The following is a 15,013-nucleotide window of genomic DNA, read 5'->3' on the forward strand; positions in this document are numbered from 1 at the left end:
GGCAAATCAAACAACAGGAAACCCGATGACCTTGGAAGAAATTCGCGCCCGCTTCTCTGAACTGCGTGCCAAAGGCATGCGCCACAAGGATGCCGCCGCCGCCATGGGCGTGTCCGAAGGCGCGGCCATTGCCGCGCACGCAGGCACGCACGACAAGGCCTTGCGCGCCACGCGGCTGAAGGGCCCGTGGGCCGAACTGCTGCAGGCACTGGAGCTTTGCGGCCCGGTGCTCGCGCTGACGCGCAACGAGACCACGGTGCACGAGAAAACGGGTGTCTACGAGAAAGTCTCGGGCAGCGACAAGATGGGGCTCGCGTTGGGCGAGGCCATCGACCTGCGCCTTTTCTTCAGCCGCTGGCACGCAGGCTTTGCGGTGAACGAAGCGGCAGCCAATGCCGGCGTGCCGCCTTCTCTGAGCCTGCAGTTCTTCAATGCGCAGGGCGTGGCCGTCCACAAGATCTTCGCGCGGGACGCCACGGACCGCGACGCATTCCAATCGGTCGTCGACACGTACACCGCGCCGGACGGCGTGGTGCTGTTCGAGCCGGCCGAAGACAAGGCCGTGCCGCGCGACGACGGCGCCATCGATGCACGCGGACTCTCCGATGCCTGGCGGGCCATGCAGGACACGCACGAGTTCTTCGGGCTGTTGAACAAGTTCGAGGTCGAGCGCCAGCAGAGCTTTCGCCTGACCGAAGGCGAGTTCACGCAGCGCGCCGAACTGCACGCCGTTCGCGACCTGCTGCTCGAAGCGTCCTTCGACGGCACGCCGATCATGGTGTTCGTGGGCAGCCCCGGCTGCATACAGATCCACAGCGGGCCGGTGTCGCGGATCGAGCCGATGGAAATTGCCAGCAGGGACGGAAACGCCCCGCCCATTCGCTGGCTCAACGTGCTCGACGCCGGCTTCAACCTGCATCTGCGGGAGGACTGCATTCAAAACGTGTGGATCGTCGAAAAGCCCACCAGCGACGGCATCGTCACCTCCGTCGAGGCCTTCGACAAGGACGGTGAGCTGATGGCCATGTTCTTCGGCGCGCGCAAGCCGGGCGTGCCCGAGCGCGAAGAGTGGCGCCGCATCGTGCGGAATCTTCCGCGTTCAACCCGGCCGACCGCGCAACCCGCGTGAACATCGCCAAAGAGACGCATCGTGCTTTGACTGTGATCCGATTTCCAATGAGCGAACTTCACCTTGATCCGACTACTTGCGCCGTACATCGCCGCAAAGCGCTGCGCCTTCTCTCGGCCGCTTCGTTCGGTGCCGCCGCGCTGCCCTTGTTCGCACAGCCGGCAAAGCTTCCGAGGCTGGTAACCGTGAGCGGCGCAATCACCGAGGTGGTCTATGCGCTCGGCGCGGACGGCCAGCTCGTCGGCACCGACACCACCAGCCTTTACCCGGCGGCCGCGCGCAGCACGTCCAAGGTCGGCTACATGCGGCAACTGTCCGCTGAAGGGCTTCTGTCGCTGAAGCCGGATGCGATCATCGCAACCAATGAATCCGGCCCAGCGGTCGTGCTCGACCAGGTTCGCAGCGCCGGCGTCAGGATCGAGATCATCGAAGCCGACCACACCTGGGGCGAGGTGCAGCGCAAGGTCCAGGCCGTGGGCCGCGCGGCCGCCAAGGAGGCGCAGGCGCGCGAACTGCAGGCCAGGCTCGATGCCGAATGGACGCAGGTGCAGCAGCGCGTCAGCGCTGCGAAGGGGCGCAAGCCGAAGGTGCTCTTCGTGCTGTCGCACAGCGCGAGCCCGCAGGTTTCGGGCGAGAAGACGGCGGCGCATTCGGTGATCGGCTTTGCGGGCGGGGTCAATGCGATGAGCGGCTTCCAGGGCTACCGTCCGATGACGGCCGAGGCCATGGCCAGCGCCGCGCCCGACGTCATTCTCACGAGCACGCAGAGCATCGAAGCGCATGGCGGCATCGACAAGTTCTGGCAGCGGCCCGAGCTCGCGCTCACACCGGCTTATAAAAAGCGTGCGCTGATCACGCAGGACGCCTTGCTGCTGCTGGGCTTCGGTCCGCGCTTGCCGGCTGCCATCGGCGAGCTGCACGAGAAATTCCAGGCGGCGCTGGCATGACCCAGCGCCTCGGTTTTGGAACCGTGTTGTGCGGCAGCATGCTGCTGCTCGCGGCGGCCTTTGCGACCGGAGCGGTTTCGGGCGCCTATGCCATCAGTCTTTCGCAGCTCTGGAACGTGCTGGCTTCAGTGGGGCAGGGCAGTGCAGGCAGCCCGTCGCCCGAGCACCTGGTGTTCCTCAACATCCGGCTGCCGCGGCTGATTCTCGGCGTGGCGGCGGGGGCTGGCCTTGGCATGGCGGGCACCTTGATGCAGGGCCTGTTCCGCAATCCGTTGGCAGACCCCGGGCTGATCGGCATCAGCAGCGGGGCGGCGCTGGCGGCGGGCATCACCATCGTGCTCGGCGCCTGGTTCTGGCCCGTGCTGCCGCGCACGCTGGGAAGCTGGACATTGGTGGCCATGGCCTTCGGCGGCGGCTTCATCGTGACCCTGCTGATCTACGGCCTCTCCCGCAGCGAAGGCGGCACGCGCATGGCGCTGATGCTGTTGGCGGGCATTGCCATCAACGCGCTGGCCAGCGCGGGGCTCGGCCTGTTGAGCGTCATGGCCACCGACGAGCAGTTGCGAAGCCTGCAGTTCTGGCTGCTGGGCAGCCTGGGAGGCGCGCGCTGGAGCGCGGTGCTGCTGGTGTGCGCGGCGGTGTTTCTTTCTTGCTGGGCGGCGGCTTCCCTGGCCTCGCCGCTGAACACCATCGCCCTTGGCGAGGCGCAGGCGGCGCTGCTCGGGGTGGATGTCGAGCGCACCAAGCGGCGCGCCGTCGTCATCACGGCGGTGGCCGTGGGGGCGATAACGGCCACGACCGGGATCATCGGCTTCATCGGGCTGATTGCGCCGCATTGGGTGCGCATGCTGGCCGGGCCGGATCACCGCGTGGTGCTGCCGGGCTCGGCCCTCCTGGGCGCCGTGCTGGTGCTTGCCGCCGACACGGTGGCGCGGACCGTGATTGCGCCCGCCGAGTTGCCGTTGGGCGTGCTCACTGCGTTCATCGGCGTGCCTGTGTTCTTGCTGATGCTGCGGCATTTCAGGGGGCGCATATGACGGCTGCCGAGCACAACCCGGCGGCGCGGCTGTCGTGCGCGGAGGTGGAAGTTCGCATCGGCGCCAAGCTGCTGCTGGCAAACGCCTCGGTGAACCTGGCGCCGGGCCGCATGACGGCCATCCTCGGCCCCAACGGCGCGGGCAAGTCGACCCTTCTGTCGGTGCTTTCAGGCCAGCGCGAGCCGACGCGGGGCAGCGTTGTGCTCGACGGCCGGCCGCTCGCGGACCACGGCATGGCGGCGCTGGCGTTGCGCCGCGCGCTGATGCCGCAGGAAAGCGCTGTCGCATTCGACTTCACCGCGCAGGACATCGTCGCGCTCGGGCGCTATCCGCACCGCCGCGCACCGGCGCTCGACGAGGACGACATCATTGCCCAGGCCATGGCGCTGACCGATGTCACGGCCTTGGCTCCCCGCATCCTCAACACCTTGTCGGGTGGCGAAAAAGCCCGGGTTCACATGGCGCGGGCGCTGGCCCAGCTGTGGCATCCGCGCCCGGACGGCGCCACCCGCTGGCTGCTGCTGGACGAGCCCACTGCGGCGCTGGACCTCGCGCACCAGCATTCGGCAATGCGGCTGCTTCGGACCTGGGCGGCGCAGGGAGTGGGTGTGGTCGCCGTGCTGCATGACCTGAACCTCGCGCGCCGGTACGCCGACGAGGTCGTGGTGCTCGGTGCTGCGGAGGGGCTGCGGCAGGGGCCGGCGGCCGAAGTGCTGCAACCCGAGTTGATCGAGGCGGTCTGGGGCATGCCCTGCCAGCCGGTCAGCAGTGCAGACGGGACGCTGCAATACCTGTTTGGCTAGCGGGTGCGCGATGCCGTTGAAGCCGGCGCTTCAGTAAGTCAGCCGCTCGGGCTTCAGTTCCTGCAGGATGGTGGTGGCAATTTCTTCGATCGACTTGGTGGTCGTCGAAAGCCACCGGATGCCGGCCCGGCGCATCATGGCTTCGGCCTCGCTCACCTCGTTGCGGCAGTTCTCAAGGCTGGCGTAGCGCGAATCCGGCCGGCGCTCGTTGCGGATCTGGCTCAGCCGCTCGGGCTGGATGGTCAGCCCGAAGATCTTCTTGCGATGCGGCATCAAGGCCGGCGGCAGCTGGCGGCGCTCGAAATCTTCGGGAATCAGCGGGTAGTTGGCCGCCTTCAGGCCGTGCTGCATCGCCAGATAAAGAGAGGTCGGCGTCTTGCCGCTGCGGCTCACGCCCACCAGGATCACGTCCGCGCCTTCCAGGTCGCGGTTGCTCTGGCCGTCGTCGTGCGCCAGGCTGAAGTCGATGGCCGCGATGCGGGCGTCGTATTCCTTGCTCTTGCTCACATCGCTGAAGCGGCCGATGCGATGGTTCGACTTCACGGCCAGTTCGATTTCCAGCGGCCGCACGAAGGTGCCGAACATGTCGAGCAGCATGCCCTTGCAGCCGGTTTCGATCACCTCCAGCACTTCCATGTTGGCCAGCGTGGTGAAGACGATGGGGCGCACGCCCTCCAGTTCGGCCGTGTGGTTGATCTGGCGCACAGCCTGGTGCGCCTTGTCGACCGTGTCGGTAAAAGGCAGCCGGACATGGCGCGGTTTCATCTCGAACTGCGCGAGCACGGCGTTACCGAAAGTTTCAGCGGTGATGCCGGTGCCGTCTGAAATGAAGAAAACAGTGCGTGTATGCATGGTGTAGCTCTTGCGGCCTTGTCCTGCGGCGCGTGCAATCTCGCCACGCCTACAATCCGGGCCATTATCGGGAATCCGCTTTCCCTTGACCCAATTCTTTCCATGCACGCCGCGCCAGCACCCAAAGCAACGACAACGATCGTGCCGCGCCGCCTGCATGCGGCACCGGTTTCAACTTCTGGAGCTTTCCCATGTCTGCACTTTTCGACGCGACCGCCTTGGTCGTACCGTTTGAAAACCTGAGGATGACTGACGTCGAGTCGGTCGGCGGCAAGAACGCCAGCCTCGGCGAAATGATCTCGCAGCTGCCGCAGGGTGTGCAGGTGCCTACGGGTTTTGCGACCACGGCGCACGCGTTTCGCCAGTTTCTGGCCCACGACGGGCTGGCCGACAAGATCAGCAAGCGGCTCGCAGCGCTGGACACCGAAGACGTGCGGGCGCTGGCCGCGGCCGGCGCTGAAATTCGCGCCATGGTCGAGGCCCAGCCTTTTCCGGCCGATCTGCAGAAAGCCATTACCGACGCATTCGCGAAGCTGAGCGCCGGCAATCCCGCCGCCTCTTTCGCTGTGCGCTCCTCGGCCACCGCCGAAGACCTGCCGGACGCTTCCTTCGCTGGCCAGCAGGAGACCTTCCTCAACGTGGTCGGCATCGAAGACGTGTTGCACAAGATGAAGGAGGTTTTTGCTTCCCTCTACAACGACCGCGCGATCAGCTATCGCGTTCACAAGGGCTTTGCGCACGACGTGGTGGCGCTCTCGGCCGGTGTGCAGCGCATGGTCCGCTCCGACCTTGGCGCGGCCGGCGTGATGTTCACCATCGACACCGAATCGGGCTTCGAAGACGTGGTGTTCATCACCTCGAGCTACGGCCTGGGCGAAACGGTGGTGCAGGGCGCCGTGAACCCCGACGAGTTCTATGTGCACAAGCCCACGCTGCGCGCCGGCAAGCGCGCGGTGATACGCCGTAACCTCGGCTCCAAGCTGATCCAGATGGAGTTCGCGACGCCCGAAGAGAAAAAGGCCACCGGCAAGCTGGTGAAGACCACCGACGTCAAGGCCGAACAGCGCAATCGCTATTCGCTGAGCGACGCCGATGTTGAACTGCTTGCCAAATACGCGCTGGTGATCGAAGAACACTACGGCCGCCCGATGGACATCGAGTGGGGCAAGGACGGCACCGACGGCCAGCTCTACATCCTGCAGGCGCGCCCCGAGACGGTGAAGAGCCAGCAGCAAGGCAAGGCCGAGCAGCGCTACAAACTGCTGGGCAAGGGCGCAGTGCTCGCCGAAGGCCGTGCCATCGGCCAGAAGATCGGCACCGGCCCCGTGCGGCTCGTGCACAACATCAGCGAGATGGACAAGGTGCAGGCCGGCGACGTGCTCGTCACCGACATGACCGACCCCAACTGGGAACCGGTAATGAAGCGCGCCGCCGCCATCGTCACCAACCGCGGCGGGCGCACCTGCCACGCGGCCATCATTGCGCGCGAACTCGGCATTCCGGCCGTGGTGGGCTGCGGCGACGCCACCGACCTGCTGAAGGAAGGCACGCTGGTGACCGTGAGTTGCGCCGAGGGCGACACCGGCTTCATTTACGACGGCCTGCTCGAAACCGAAGTGACCGAAGTGCAGCGCGGCGTGATGCCCGAGATCGACATCAAGATCATGATGAACGTCGGCAATCCGCAGCTGGCCTTCGACTTCGCGCAGCTGCCCAACCATGGCGTGGGCCTGGCGCGGCTCGAGTTCATCATCAACAACAACATCGGCGTGCACCCGAAGGCCATCCTCGACTATCCGAATGTCGACAACGACCTGAAAAAGGCCGTCGAGTCGGTGGCCCGAGGCCACGCCTCGCCGCGCGCCTTCTATGTCGACAAGGTGGCTGAAGGCATTGCGACCATTGCCGCGGCCTTCTGGCCCAAGCAGGTCATCGTGCGCTTGTCGGACTTCAAGTCGAACGAGTACCGCAAGCTGATCGGCGGCAGCCGCTACGAGCCGGAAGAAGAAAACCCGATGCTCGGCTTCCGCGGTGCCGCACGCTACCTGAGCAAGGACTTCGGCGAAGCCTTTGCCATGGAATGCGAGGCGCTCAAGCGCGTTCGCAACGACATGGGCCTCGTCAACGTGCAGATCATGGTGCCCTTCGTGCGAACGCTGGGCCAAGCCGAGCGCGTGACCACGCTGCTTGGCGAGCACGGCCTGAAGCGCGGCGAGAACGAGCTCAAGCTGATCATGATGTGCGAAGTGCCGAGCAATGCAGTTCTGCCCGAGGAGTTCCTGAAGTTCTTCGACGGCTTCTCGATCGGCTCGAACGACCTGACCCAGCTCACGCTCGGCCTGGACCGCGATTCCGGCCTCGAACTGCTGGCCGCCGACTTCGACGAGCGCGACCTCGCCGTCAAGGCCCTGCTGAGCCGCGTCATCAAGGCCTGCAAGGCCGAAGGCAAATACGTGGGTATCTGCGGCCAAGGCCCCAGCGACCACCCGGATTTCGCGCTTTGGCTGGCGGAGCAGGGCATCGAATCGATCTCCCTGAATCCGGATAGCGTCATCGACACCTGGCAGCAACTCGCCAAGCGCTGACGGACAAAAGGGCGGAGTTGTAACCGCCCGATGAGGCGGCCGCGGGAATCCCCATTGGGGAAATTCCCGCTGCCGCAGCGCATAAATGAATCAAAATGTGTTCTTTATGCCAGACTTGTGACACTCACAAGGGCGGCAATCGCTTGCGGGTTGCGCATGGCGAAATTGCCAGGTGCGCAAACCGGCGGTACATCGCGAAAGAAACATCATGATTCTTGTCAAGACAGAAGCCGGACAGCAGGTTTTCAAGGACCGGTCGGTGCCGCTTTCGCCGCGCCAGCGCACGGCGTTCATCCTGTTCGACGGCAAGCGCTCGGTCGATGAGGTGCTGGCTGCGGGGAACGGCATTGCGCGTGAAGAGATCGACCAGATGGTCGAGTTGGGGCTGCTCCAGCCAGCGGCGGGAAGCAAAGCGGCTGCAGCGCCCAAGGCGCCCGAGCCCGCCGCTGCAAGCAAGACGGCGGCAACCGCCGCGCCGCAGCCGTCCGCCGCAAGCAGGGCACCCGAGGCGGCAAAGCCGAAACCGGCCGAACCTGCGCCCGCTGCGGGGCGTAGCCGGCAGCAGCGCTACAAGGATGCCTATCCCATCGCCACACAGTTGACCGGAGCCCTCGGGCTGATGGGCTTCCGGCTCAACCTGCAGGTCGAAGGCACCACGAGCTATGAAGACCTGGTGGCGCTGGCGCCCAAGATTCGCGCCGCGGTGGGCGCCGAGAAGGCGGCCGCCCTCGACAAGGCCTTGAACGACTGAGCGCTGGACCAACGCCGCGCCTATAGTGCTACAATAGCCGGCTTTGCCTTGCCACACTGCGCCCGACGCTGCAGGTGGCTTTTCCTCTTCCACGGAAGAATCCACAAGGAGTGCCATGCGTCACTACGAAATCATTTTGCTGATCCACCCGGATCAGAGCGAACAAGTTCCGGCCATGCTGGAGCGCTACAAGGGCCTGATCACGGCCGGCGGCGGCAAAGTCCACCGCGTTGAAGACTGGGGCCGCCGTCAGCTGGCTTACCAGATCAACAAGCTCAACAAGGCGCACTACCTGTGCGTCAACATTGAAGCCGAACAAGCCGTGATGGGCGAACTCGAACACGCGTTCAAGTTCAACGACGCCGTGCTGCGCCACCTCACCGTCCAGAAGAAGAAGGCCGAAACCGGTCCTTCGTCGATGATGAAGACGGTCGAGCGCGAAGAAGCCCGCAAGGCCCAGCAGGCCGAGTACGCCGCCAACAACAGCTGATAGCGGCGTGACCGCTGCCGCTGCTGCGGCAACCGGGGTCAATCAGCTCCTGCTGACAGCCTCCGTTGCCGAACTCGGAACCTTGCGATACACGCCCGCCGGCCTTCCCGCCATCGACCTGAAGCTCGAACACGAGTCGACGCTTCAGGAGGCAGGAAAAGCCAGGCAGGTGAAAACGGCCCTCAAGGCCGTTGCGTTCGGCGCCATCGCCGAACGGCTCGCAACGCAGTCGATGGGTAGTCTCTGGTGTTTTCAGGGATTTCTCGCGACACCGGGCAACGGCAAGCATCCGGTCCTGCACATTCAGGATTTTCAGCAAAATTAATTTTCGACAAGAGGTCCCCAAATGGCCACGTTCAAGAAATTCAACAAAGACAAGCGCCCGAAGCGCAACACCCAGTCGCTGCTGTTCAAGCGCAAGCGCTTCTGCCGCTTCACCGTCGCTGGCGTCGAAGAAATCGACTACAAGGACATCGACACGCTGCGTGACTTCATCAGCGAAAACGGCAAGATCATCCCCGCACGCCTGACCGGCACGCGCGCGATCTACCAGCGCCAGCTCAACACCGCGATCAAGCGCGCACGCTTCCTCGCGATGGTGCCGTACAGCGACCAGCACCGCGTCTAAGGAGCAAGCACCATGCAAATCATTCTTCTGGACAAGGTTGTCAACGTCGGCGGCCTGGGCGATATCGTCAAGGTCAAGGACGGCTACGCACGCAACTTCCTGATTCCGTCGGGCCGCGCCCGCCGCGCCACCGCTGCCAACAAGGCCGAATTCGAAGCCAAGCGCGCCGAACTCGAAAAGGCTGCGGCCGCCAAGTTGGCTGAATCGCAAGCTCAGGGCGAAAAGCTCGGCGGCACGACCATCAAGCTGACCCAAAAGGCTGGCGTTGACGGTCGTCTGTTCGGCTCGGTCACCAACGGCGACATCGCCGAAGAGCTCGGCAAGCAAGGCTACAAGGTTGCCAAGTCGCAAGTGCGCCTGCCCAACGGCCCGATCAAGGTCGTCGGCGACAGCACCGTGAGCGTTGCGCTGCACACCGACGTGGTGGTCGACATCACCGTGACGGTCTACGGCGAAACCGCCTGATCGTCATTGCGGCGCCTTGTGCGCTGCCGCAAAAGCCGCCTCCGGGCGGCTTTTGTTTTTGTGCCTCTGAGTTTTCCACTCCGTTGCACCGGAAGATCACCGTTTATTCACAACCTTGTCCACACGCGCAGCGCCGCGCGCGGCTTAGCATGCAGGGTTGCAAGGGAAGTCCATGTCCGCCGTTTTCTCCTATGCCGACAATGACCCGTCGGCCGATCGCCAAGTCGCCAAACTCCGCATTCCGCCTCACTCGATCGAGGCCGAGTCGAGCGTGCTTGGCGGCCTGCTGCTCGATAACGGCGCATGGGACCGCATGGGCGACCTGCTGGTCGACGGCGACTTCTACCGCCACGAACACAAGCTCATTTACGCGGCCATCGGCGGGCTGATCAATGCCAGCAAGCCGGCCGACGTCATCACGGTCTACGAGCAGCTGCAAGGCCTGGGCAAGGCCGAGGAAATCGGCGGACTGGTTTACCTGAACTCGCTCGCGCAGTATGTGCCGAGTGCCAGCAACATTCGCCGCTACGCGGAGATCGTGCGCGAGCGGTCCATCTTGCGAAAGCTGGTATCCGCCAGCGACGAGATTGCGACCAACGCCTTCAACACGCAGGGCAAGTCGGTCGACAAGATCCTGGACGAGGCCGAGCAGAAGATCTTCAACATCGGCGAAGAAGGCACGCGGATGAAGCAGGGCTTCCAGAGCATGGATGCCCTGGTGGTCGAACTGCTCGACCGCGTGACCGAGATGGCCGAGAACCCGAACGACATCACGGGCGTGCGCACGGGCTTCTACGAGTTCGACAAGATGACTTCGGGCCTGCAGCCGGGCGACATGATCGTGCTGGCCGCGCGTCCCTCCATGGGCAAGACCTCGCTGGCCATCAACATCGCCGAGCACGTGGCATTGAACGAGGGCTTGCCCGTCGCGGTCTTCTCGATGGAAATGGGTGCCTCGCAGCTGGCGGTGCGTATCGTCGGCTCGATCGGTCGCATCGACCAGGGGCACCTGCGCACCGGCAAGCTCAGCGACGAAGAGTGGCCGCGCCTGACCGAAGCCATCGAGAAGCTGCGCAACGTGTCGCTGCACATCGACGAGACGCCGGGCCTCTCTACCAGCGAACTGCGGGCCAATGCACGCCGGCTTGCGCGGCAGTACGGGCGCCTCGGCCTGATCGTGGTCGATTACCTGCAGCTCATGTCGACCAGCATGAGCGGCGATGAGAACCGCGCGACGGCGGTGGGCGAAATCTCCCGCGGCCTGAAGATGCTCGCCAAGGAACTCAAGTGCCCGGTGATCGCGCTGTCGCAGTTGAGCCGCGGCGTTGAAAGCCGTACCGACAAGCGCCCCATGATGAGCGACTTGCGCGAATCCGGCGCCATCGAGCAGGACGCGGACATCATCATGTTCATCTACCGCGACGACTACTACGACAAGAACAGCAAGGAGCCGGGCGTGGCCGAAGTGATCATCAGCAAGCACCGGAACGGTCCCACGGGTACCGTCAAGCTGGCCTTCCTGAAGCCGCTTACCAAGTTCGAGAACCTTGCCAGCTACGGCAGCAGCGACGACTACTGACGCGGCGGACTTGTTGCGGCTGCCGCTGTTTCTTCAGCTTTGCATTCGGCCGCAGCCCGCGCCTTCAGCTGGCGCATCATGTCGGCCAGCGTCTTGCCCGCTTCGTCGCGAAATCGCTCCGGCAGCACATCGACCGCATCCATGCGGTCGAGCCGAAAGCCTCGAAAGTCGCTGCGCAATTCGCACCAGGTCGAAAGCGTCCAGACCTTGCCCCAGTAGAAACAGCCGAGCGGGCGCACGGTGCGTTCGCTGGCATCGCCCGATACATCGCGATAGCTGAGGCGCAGCTTCTGGTGCGCTTCCACGGCCTCGCGCAAGATCTGCAGCCTGGCTCGGATGGTGTCGTCCAGGCCCAGCGCGGGCGCATAGAGCGCCAGCGCCTCAGCCGACACGCGTGCCGCCGCCGGCAGCACCGAAAGAATCTTGCCCAGCCCCGTTTCGATGTTGCGCGCCAGCACCGGATCGACCCAGCTCTGCGCCAGCCGCGCCGCAGCCACGAGGGCGGACGCTTCTTCCTGGCTGAACATCAGCGGCGGCAGCTCGAAGCCCGCGCCCAGCCTGTAGCCCACCCCCGCTTCGCCTTCGATGGGCACGCCCTGGTGCTGCAGATCGGCGACGTCGCGGTACACGGTGCGTTCCGACACTTCCAGGCGCTGCGCCAGGAAGGCGGCCGTGGTGAGCCGGCGGCCGCGGATGATCTGCACGAGCTGGAACAGGCGGTCGGCGCGGCGCATCAGTGTCCGAGCCAGTTTCTTTGCGAAGTCTTCGCGTTCGGCAGGTAGGGGTGGCCGGCGAGCCTGTCGCGCCAGCTCTTCTTGGTGCTCATGAAATTCCGATGTGGATCGCCACTTTGTCAGGTCCGTCGTACGCTTCGAAATCGCTGCGGTAGCGGCGCGTGATTGTGGGGTTTGCTTCGAAATACTGCCAGATGCGCTGCCAGGTATCGATCACCATGTGCGGCATTTCGCCTTGGCCTGAAAAGACGAGGTAGTCGCCGGCTTCAATGGCAACCGCCCCGGTTCCGCCCGAGACGGCCACGCCCACGGTCACGTCGAACGCGCCATGGGCGTCGGACTCATAGCCGGAGTACACACCGAAGATGCGGGCGTCTTGCGTGCGGTGAGGGGTCGAGCGGTAGGTCTCTTCCCCGAAGAAGCGATTCCACAATGGGCCGATGCAGGCCTTGGCAGGGTCGTTCTCTTCGCTGTTGGTGGTGCGGGCTGTGAGCCCCGCGACCTGAAAATCGCCATGATGCTGGCGGACCGGTTCCATCTGATTCTTCTCCTGCATGAATGATGTCTTGATGTTGTTGGGGCCGTGGTTCGAAGCTCTGCGGCTCGTCGATCAGGCAAGGGCGTGGAGCCCGACTTCGTTGCCCTCGGTGTCGCGCAGATGGGCGATGAAACCCATGCCCTCGGGCAGTGCCGATTTGGGCGCCACGATCTGGCCGCCGGCTGCCTCGACGCGGGCAAGTACCGCATCGATGCTCGGCATGCAATCGAGGTAGATGCGAATGCCGCTACCCGCGTGCGCGCTGGGGTTGGCGTTGGCTCCGGCCTGCAAGGCACCGCCCGTGGCCGGATTGTCGTAGGGAAAGACGGCGAGCGTTTCACCGCCGAACTCCTGCCGGCGCAGCGCGCGGCCAAGAACGGTTTCGTAGAAGGCTTGGGCGCGGTCGATGTCGGCGACCGGAATCTCGAACCAGCTGATGGCGTTTTGCATGAAGTGCTCTCTTTCGTTTGTGCGTTGAAGGACCTCGATGGTGCGGACAGGCTCCTGACAACGTCGTGTCAGGAGGCTGTCACCACGGACGAAAAAAGGCCCGCGATGCTCCGAGGAGCATCGCGGGCCGTTGCTTGGCGCCGGTCGCGGGAAAGCGGCTTAGAGCACGTCGCTCGCGAAGTCGGCCAGCCGCGAACGCTCGCCGCGCGCCAGCGTGATGTGCCCGCCGTGCGGCCAGCCCTTGAACTTGTCGACCGCGAAGGTCAGGCCCGAAGAGCCTTCCGTCAGGTACGGCGTATCGATCTGCGCGAGGTTGCCCATGCAGATGATCTTGGTGCCCGGGCCGGCCCGGGTGATCAGCGTCTTCATCTGCTTGGGCGTGAGGTTCTGCGCTTCGTCGATGATCACGTACTTGTTCAGGAAGGTGCGGCCGCGCATGAAGTTCATGCTCTTGACCTTGATGCGGCTGCGAATCAGCTCGTTGGTGGCCGCGCGGCCCCATTCGCCGGCGCCGCCGCCATCGCCCTTGGCCAGGAACTCGAGGTTGTCATCGAGCGCGCCCATCCAGGGGCCCATTTTTTCTTCTTCGGTGCCGGGCAGGAAGCCGATGTCCTCGCCCACGCTCACCGTGGCGCGGGTCATGATGATCTCGGTGTAGCGGCGGTCGTCGAGCACCTGCGTCAGGCCCGAGGCCAACGCCATCAGCGTCTTGCCGGTGCCTGCAGTGCCGGTGAGGGTGACGAAGTCGACCTCCGGGTCCATCAGCAGGTTCATCGCGAAGTTCTGCTCTCGGTTGCGCGTGTTCACGCCCCACACCGCGTTCTTGCCCGAGCTGTAGTCCTTCAGCGTCTTGAACACCGCGGTCTTGTCGCGGATTTCGGTCACGCGCGCATACATGCTCGGCTCGCCGGGCGCCTCGAAGTACACGAACTGGTTGATGTACAGGTTGGGCACCAGCGGACCGCTGATGCGGTAGAAGGTGCTGCTGCCGCTTTGCCAGCTCTCGACGGTCTTGCTTTGGCGCGTCCAGAAGTCGGCCGGCAGCGCGAGCGAGCCTGCGTAGAGCAGGTCGCCGTCTTCCAGTGTCTTGTCGTTCTGGTAGTCGTCGGCGGCCAGCCCGAGTGCGCGCGCCTTGACGCGCATGTTGATGTCCTTCGACACCAGCACCACCTCTTGCTTCGGACGGCCGGGCTGGTCCTTGGCGTACTGGTCGCGCAAGGCCTGGACCACGCCGAGGATCTGGTTGTCCGCCTTGCCCTGGGGCAGGCTGACCGGCAGCGAATAGTCGAGCGGCGCGGTCTGGAAGAACAGCTTGCCGCCGGCCTCGCGGTGGCCCGTGGTGTCGAGTTTCAGGCCCTTGGCAATGTCGGCGTCCTGCGCCGCAGCCAGCGCGTCGAGCGTGCGGCTGGTCTGGCGGCCGTTGCGGGCGACTTCCGTGGTGCCCTTCTTGTGCCCGTCCAGTTCCTCGAGCACGATCATCGGCAGGAAGATGTCGTGTTCCTCGAAGCGGAACAGGCACATCGGGTCGTGCAGGAGCACGTTCGTATCGAGTACGAACAGCTTGGCCGGTCCATTCGATTTGGCGCGCTTGGTGCGGGTCGGGGTTTGCGGCACTGCAACTTGCGCCGGCGTCGGCACGTAGGCCGCCGGCGGTGCTTCGGGCTCGCTGCGGGCAGCCGGCCGCTGCTCCCGGTTTCGGTCCTGGCTGCGCTCCTGGTTGCGGGAAGAGGCGGTTTTCGACCTGCCACGGCTCGCAGGGGCGGCCTCCGCGCCGCCGCCTACCGCTTCGGCGGCGTTGCGGTCGAACAATTCCAAAGGCTGGGAGCCGCTCGTCGAGGCGGAGTCGGCGCGCGATTCGCCCGAGCGGCGCGATCCTTTGTGCGAGGAGCGGGCGGGTGCATCGTGCGCATCCGGCGAGAGCAATGCGGCGCGTTTCGTGGGGGCGGGAGGCAGTGGCATGTGTCAGGTCGCTCGCAGGAGTTGGAAACCAGAAAACGAAAAAGCCGCCTGTAGACCAAGGCGGCT

Annotated in this window: 16 protein-coding genes; 11 read left to right on the top strand and 5 right to left on the bottom strand. The window is 64.8% G+C overall.

Annotated elements, in window-relative coordinates; all coding sequences use genetic code 11:
* Positions 1-25: 25 nt before the first annotated feature.
* From V9L21_RS19130 to V9L21_RS19145, 4 genes are read left to right on the top strand one after another with little or no spacing between them, the layout of a single operon-like run.
* On the top strand, positions 26-1,129 hold the full coding sequence (locus V9L21_RS19130; protein ID WP_337314535.1) for a hemin-degrading factor: 1,104 nt from the start codon (positions 26-28) through the stop codon (positions 1,127-1,129).
* A 47-nt stretch (positions 1,130-1,176) separates the two neighbouring features.
* A complete protein-coding gene (locus tag V9L21_RS19135) occupies positions 1,177-2,076 on the top strand; it encodes a heme/hemin ABC transporter substrate-binding protein (protein WP_337314536.1) in 900 nt (299 codons plus the stop codon).
* The gene (locus V9L21_RS19140) at positions 2,073-3,113 is read left to right on the top strand and encodes a FecCD family ABC transporter permease (protein WP_337314537.1); all 1,041 of its coding nucleotides are present in this window, start codon (positions 2,073-2,075) and stop codon (positions 3,111-3,113) included. The genes V9L21_RS19135 and V9L21_RS19140 overlap by 4 nt, the downstream gene beginning before the upstream one ends.
* Positions 3,110-3,916, top strand: a complete 807-nt coding sequence (locus V9L21_RS19145; protein ID WP_337314538.1) for a heme ABC transporter ATP-binding protein — start codon at positions 3,110-3,112, stop codon at positions 3,914-3,916. The genes V9L21_RS19140 and V9L21_RS19145 overlap by 4 nt, the downstream gene beginning before the upstream one ends.
* A gap of 30 nt (positions 3,917-3,946) precedes the next feature.
* On the opposite strand, the gene ppsR is transcribed toward V9L21_RS19145, so the two are convergent.
* On the bottom strand, positions 3,947-4,768 hold the full coding sequence (gene ppsR, locus V9L21_RS19150) for a posphoenolpyruvate synthetase regulatory kinase/phosphorylase PpsR (protein ID WP_021006527.1): 822 nt from the start codon (positions 4,766-4,768) through the stop codon (positions 3,947-3,949).
* 191 nt (positions 4,769-4,959) lie between these two features.
* Between ppsR and ppsA the strand changes: the two genes are divergently transcribed.
* From ppsA to dnaB, 7 genes are all read left to right on the top strand, one after another.
* A complete protein-coding gene (gene ppsA / locus V9L21_RS19155) occupies positions 4,960-7,353 on the top strand; it encodes a phosphoenolpyruvate synthase (RefSeq protein WP_337314539.1) in 2,394 nt (797 codons plus the stop codon).
* A 208-nt stretch (positions 7,354-7,561) separates the two neighbouring features.
* Positions 7,562-8,104 (top strand): hypothetical protein, encoded by a 543-nt coding sequence (locus tag V9L21_RS19160; RefSeq protein ID WP_337314540.1) that lies wholly within the window; start codon positions 7,562-7,564, stop codon positions 8,102-8,104.
* Positions 8,105-8,219: 115 nt separating this feature from the next.
* Entirely contained in the window at positions 8,220-8,594 is a 375-nt protein-coding gene (rpsF, locus tag V9L21_RS19165) for a 30S ribosomal protein S6 (RefSeq protein ID WP_126748861.1), read from the top strand.
* 7 nt (positions 8,595-8,601) lie between these two features.
* A complete protein-coding gene (priB, locus tag V9L21_RS19170; RefSeq protein WP_242631045.1) occupies positions 8,602-8,919 on the top strand; it encodes a primosomal replication protein N in 318 nt (105 codons plus the stop codon).
* Between the two features lie 21 nt (positions 8,920-8,940).
* Complete coding sequence (rpsR, locus tag V9L21_RS19175; RefSeq protein WP_007830781.1) at positions 8,941-9,222, top strand: 30S ribosomal protein S18; 282 nt, start codon at positions 8,941-8,943, stop codon at positions 9,220-9,222.
* Positions 9,223-9,234: 12 nt separating this feature from the next.
* The gene (gene rplI / locus V9L21_RS19180; RefSeq protein ID WP_126748862.1) at positions 9,235-9,687 is read left to right on the top strand and encodes a 50S ribosomal protein L9; all 453 of its coding nucleotides are present in this window, start codon (positions 9,235-9,237) and stop codon (positions 9,685-9,687) included.
* A 172-nt stretch (positions 9,688-9,859) separates the two neighbouring features.
* Positions 9,860-11,266: a replicative DNA helicase gene (gene dnaB, locus V9L21_RS19185; RefSeq protein WP_157613155.1), complete on the top strand. Its 1,407-nt coding sequence runs from the start codon at positions 9,860-9,862 to the stop codon at positions 11,264-11,266.
* Here the strand turns inward: dnaB and V9L21_RS19190 are convergent.
* The 4 genes from V9L21_RS19190 to V9L21_RS19205 all read right to left on the bottom strand — a co-directional run bounded on the left by V9L21_RS19190 (position 11,260) and on the right by V9L21_RS19205 (position 14,947).
* Positions 11,260-12,000 carry a helix-turn-helix transcriptional regulator gene (locus V9L21_RS19190; RefSeq protein ID WP_337314541.1) on the bottom strand — a complete coding sequence of 247 codons (741 nt, stop codon included), beginning with the start codon at positions 11,998-12,000 and terminating at the stop codon, positions 11,260-11,262. The genes dnaB and V9L21_RS19190 overlap by 7 nt on opposite strands.
* 88 nt (positions 12,001-12,088) lie before the next feature.
* Positions 12,089-12,556 (bottom strand): GyrI-like domain-containing protein, encoded by a 468-nt coding sequence (locus V9L21_RS19195; protein WP_337314542.1) that lies wholly within the window; start codon positions 12,554-12,556, stop codon positions 12,089-12,091.
* A 54-nt stretch (positions 12,557-12,610) separates the two neighbouring features.
* Entirely contained in the window at positions 12,611-12,988 is a 378-nt protein-coding gene (locus V9L21_RS19200; protein WP_337314543.1) for a VOC family protein, read from the bottom strand.
* A gap of 159 nt (positions 12,989-13,147) precedes the next feature.
* Positions 13,148-14,947 carry a PhoH family protein gene (locus V9L21_RS19205; RefSeq protein ID WP_337314544.1) on the bottom strand — a complete coding sequence of 600 codons (1,800 nt, stop codon included), beginning with the start codon at positions 14,945-14,947 and terminating at the stop codon, positions 13,148-13,150.
* Positions 14,948-15,013: the final 66 nt, after the last annotated feature.

Source organism: Variovorax sp. CCNWLW235 (genome assembly GCF_037204085.1).
GTDB lineage: Bacteria > Pseudomonadota > Gammaproteobacteria > Burkholderiales > Burkholderiaceae_C > Variovorax.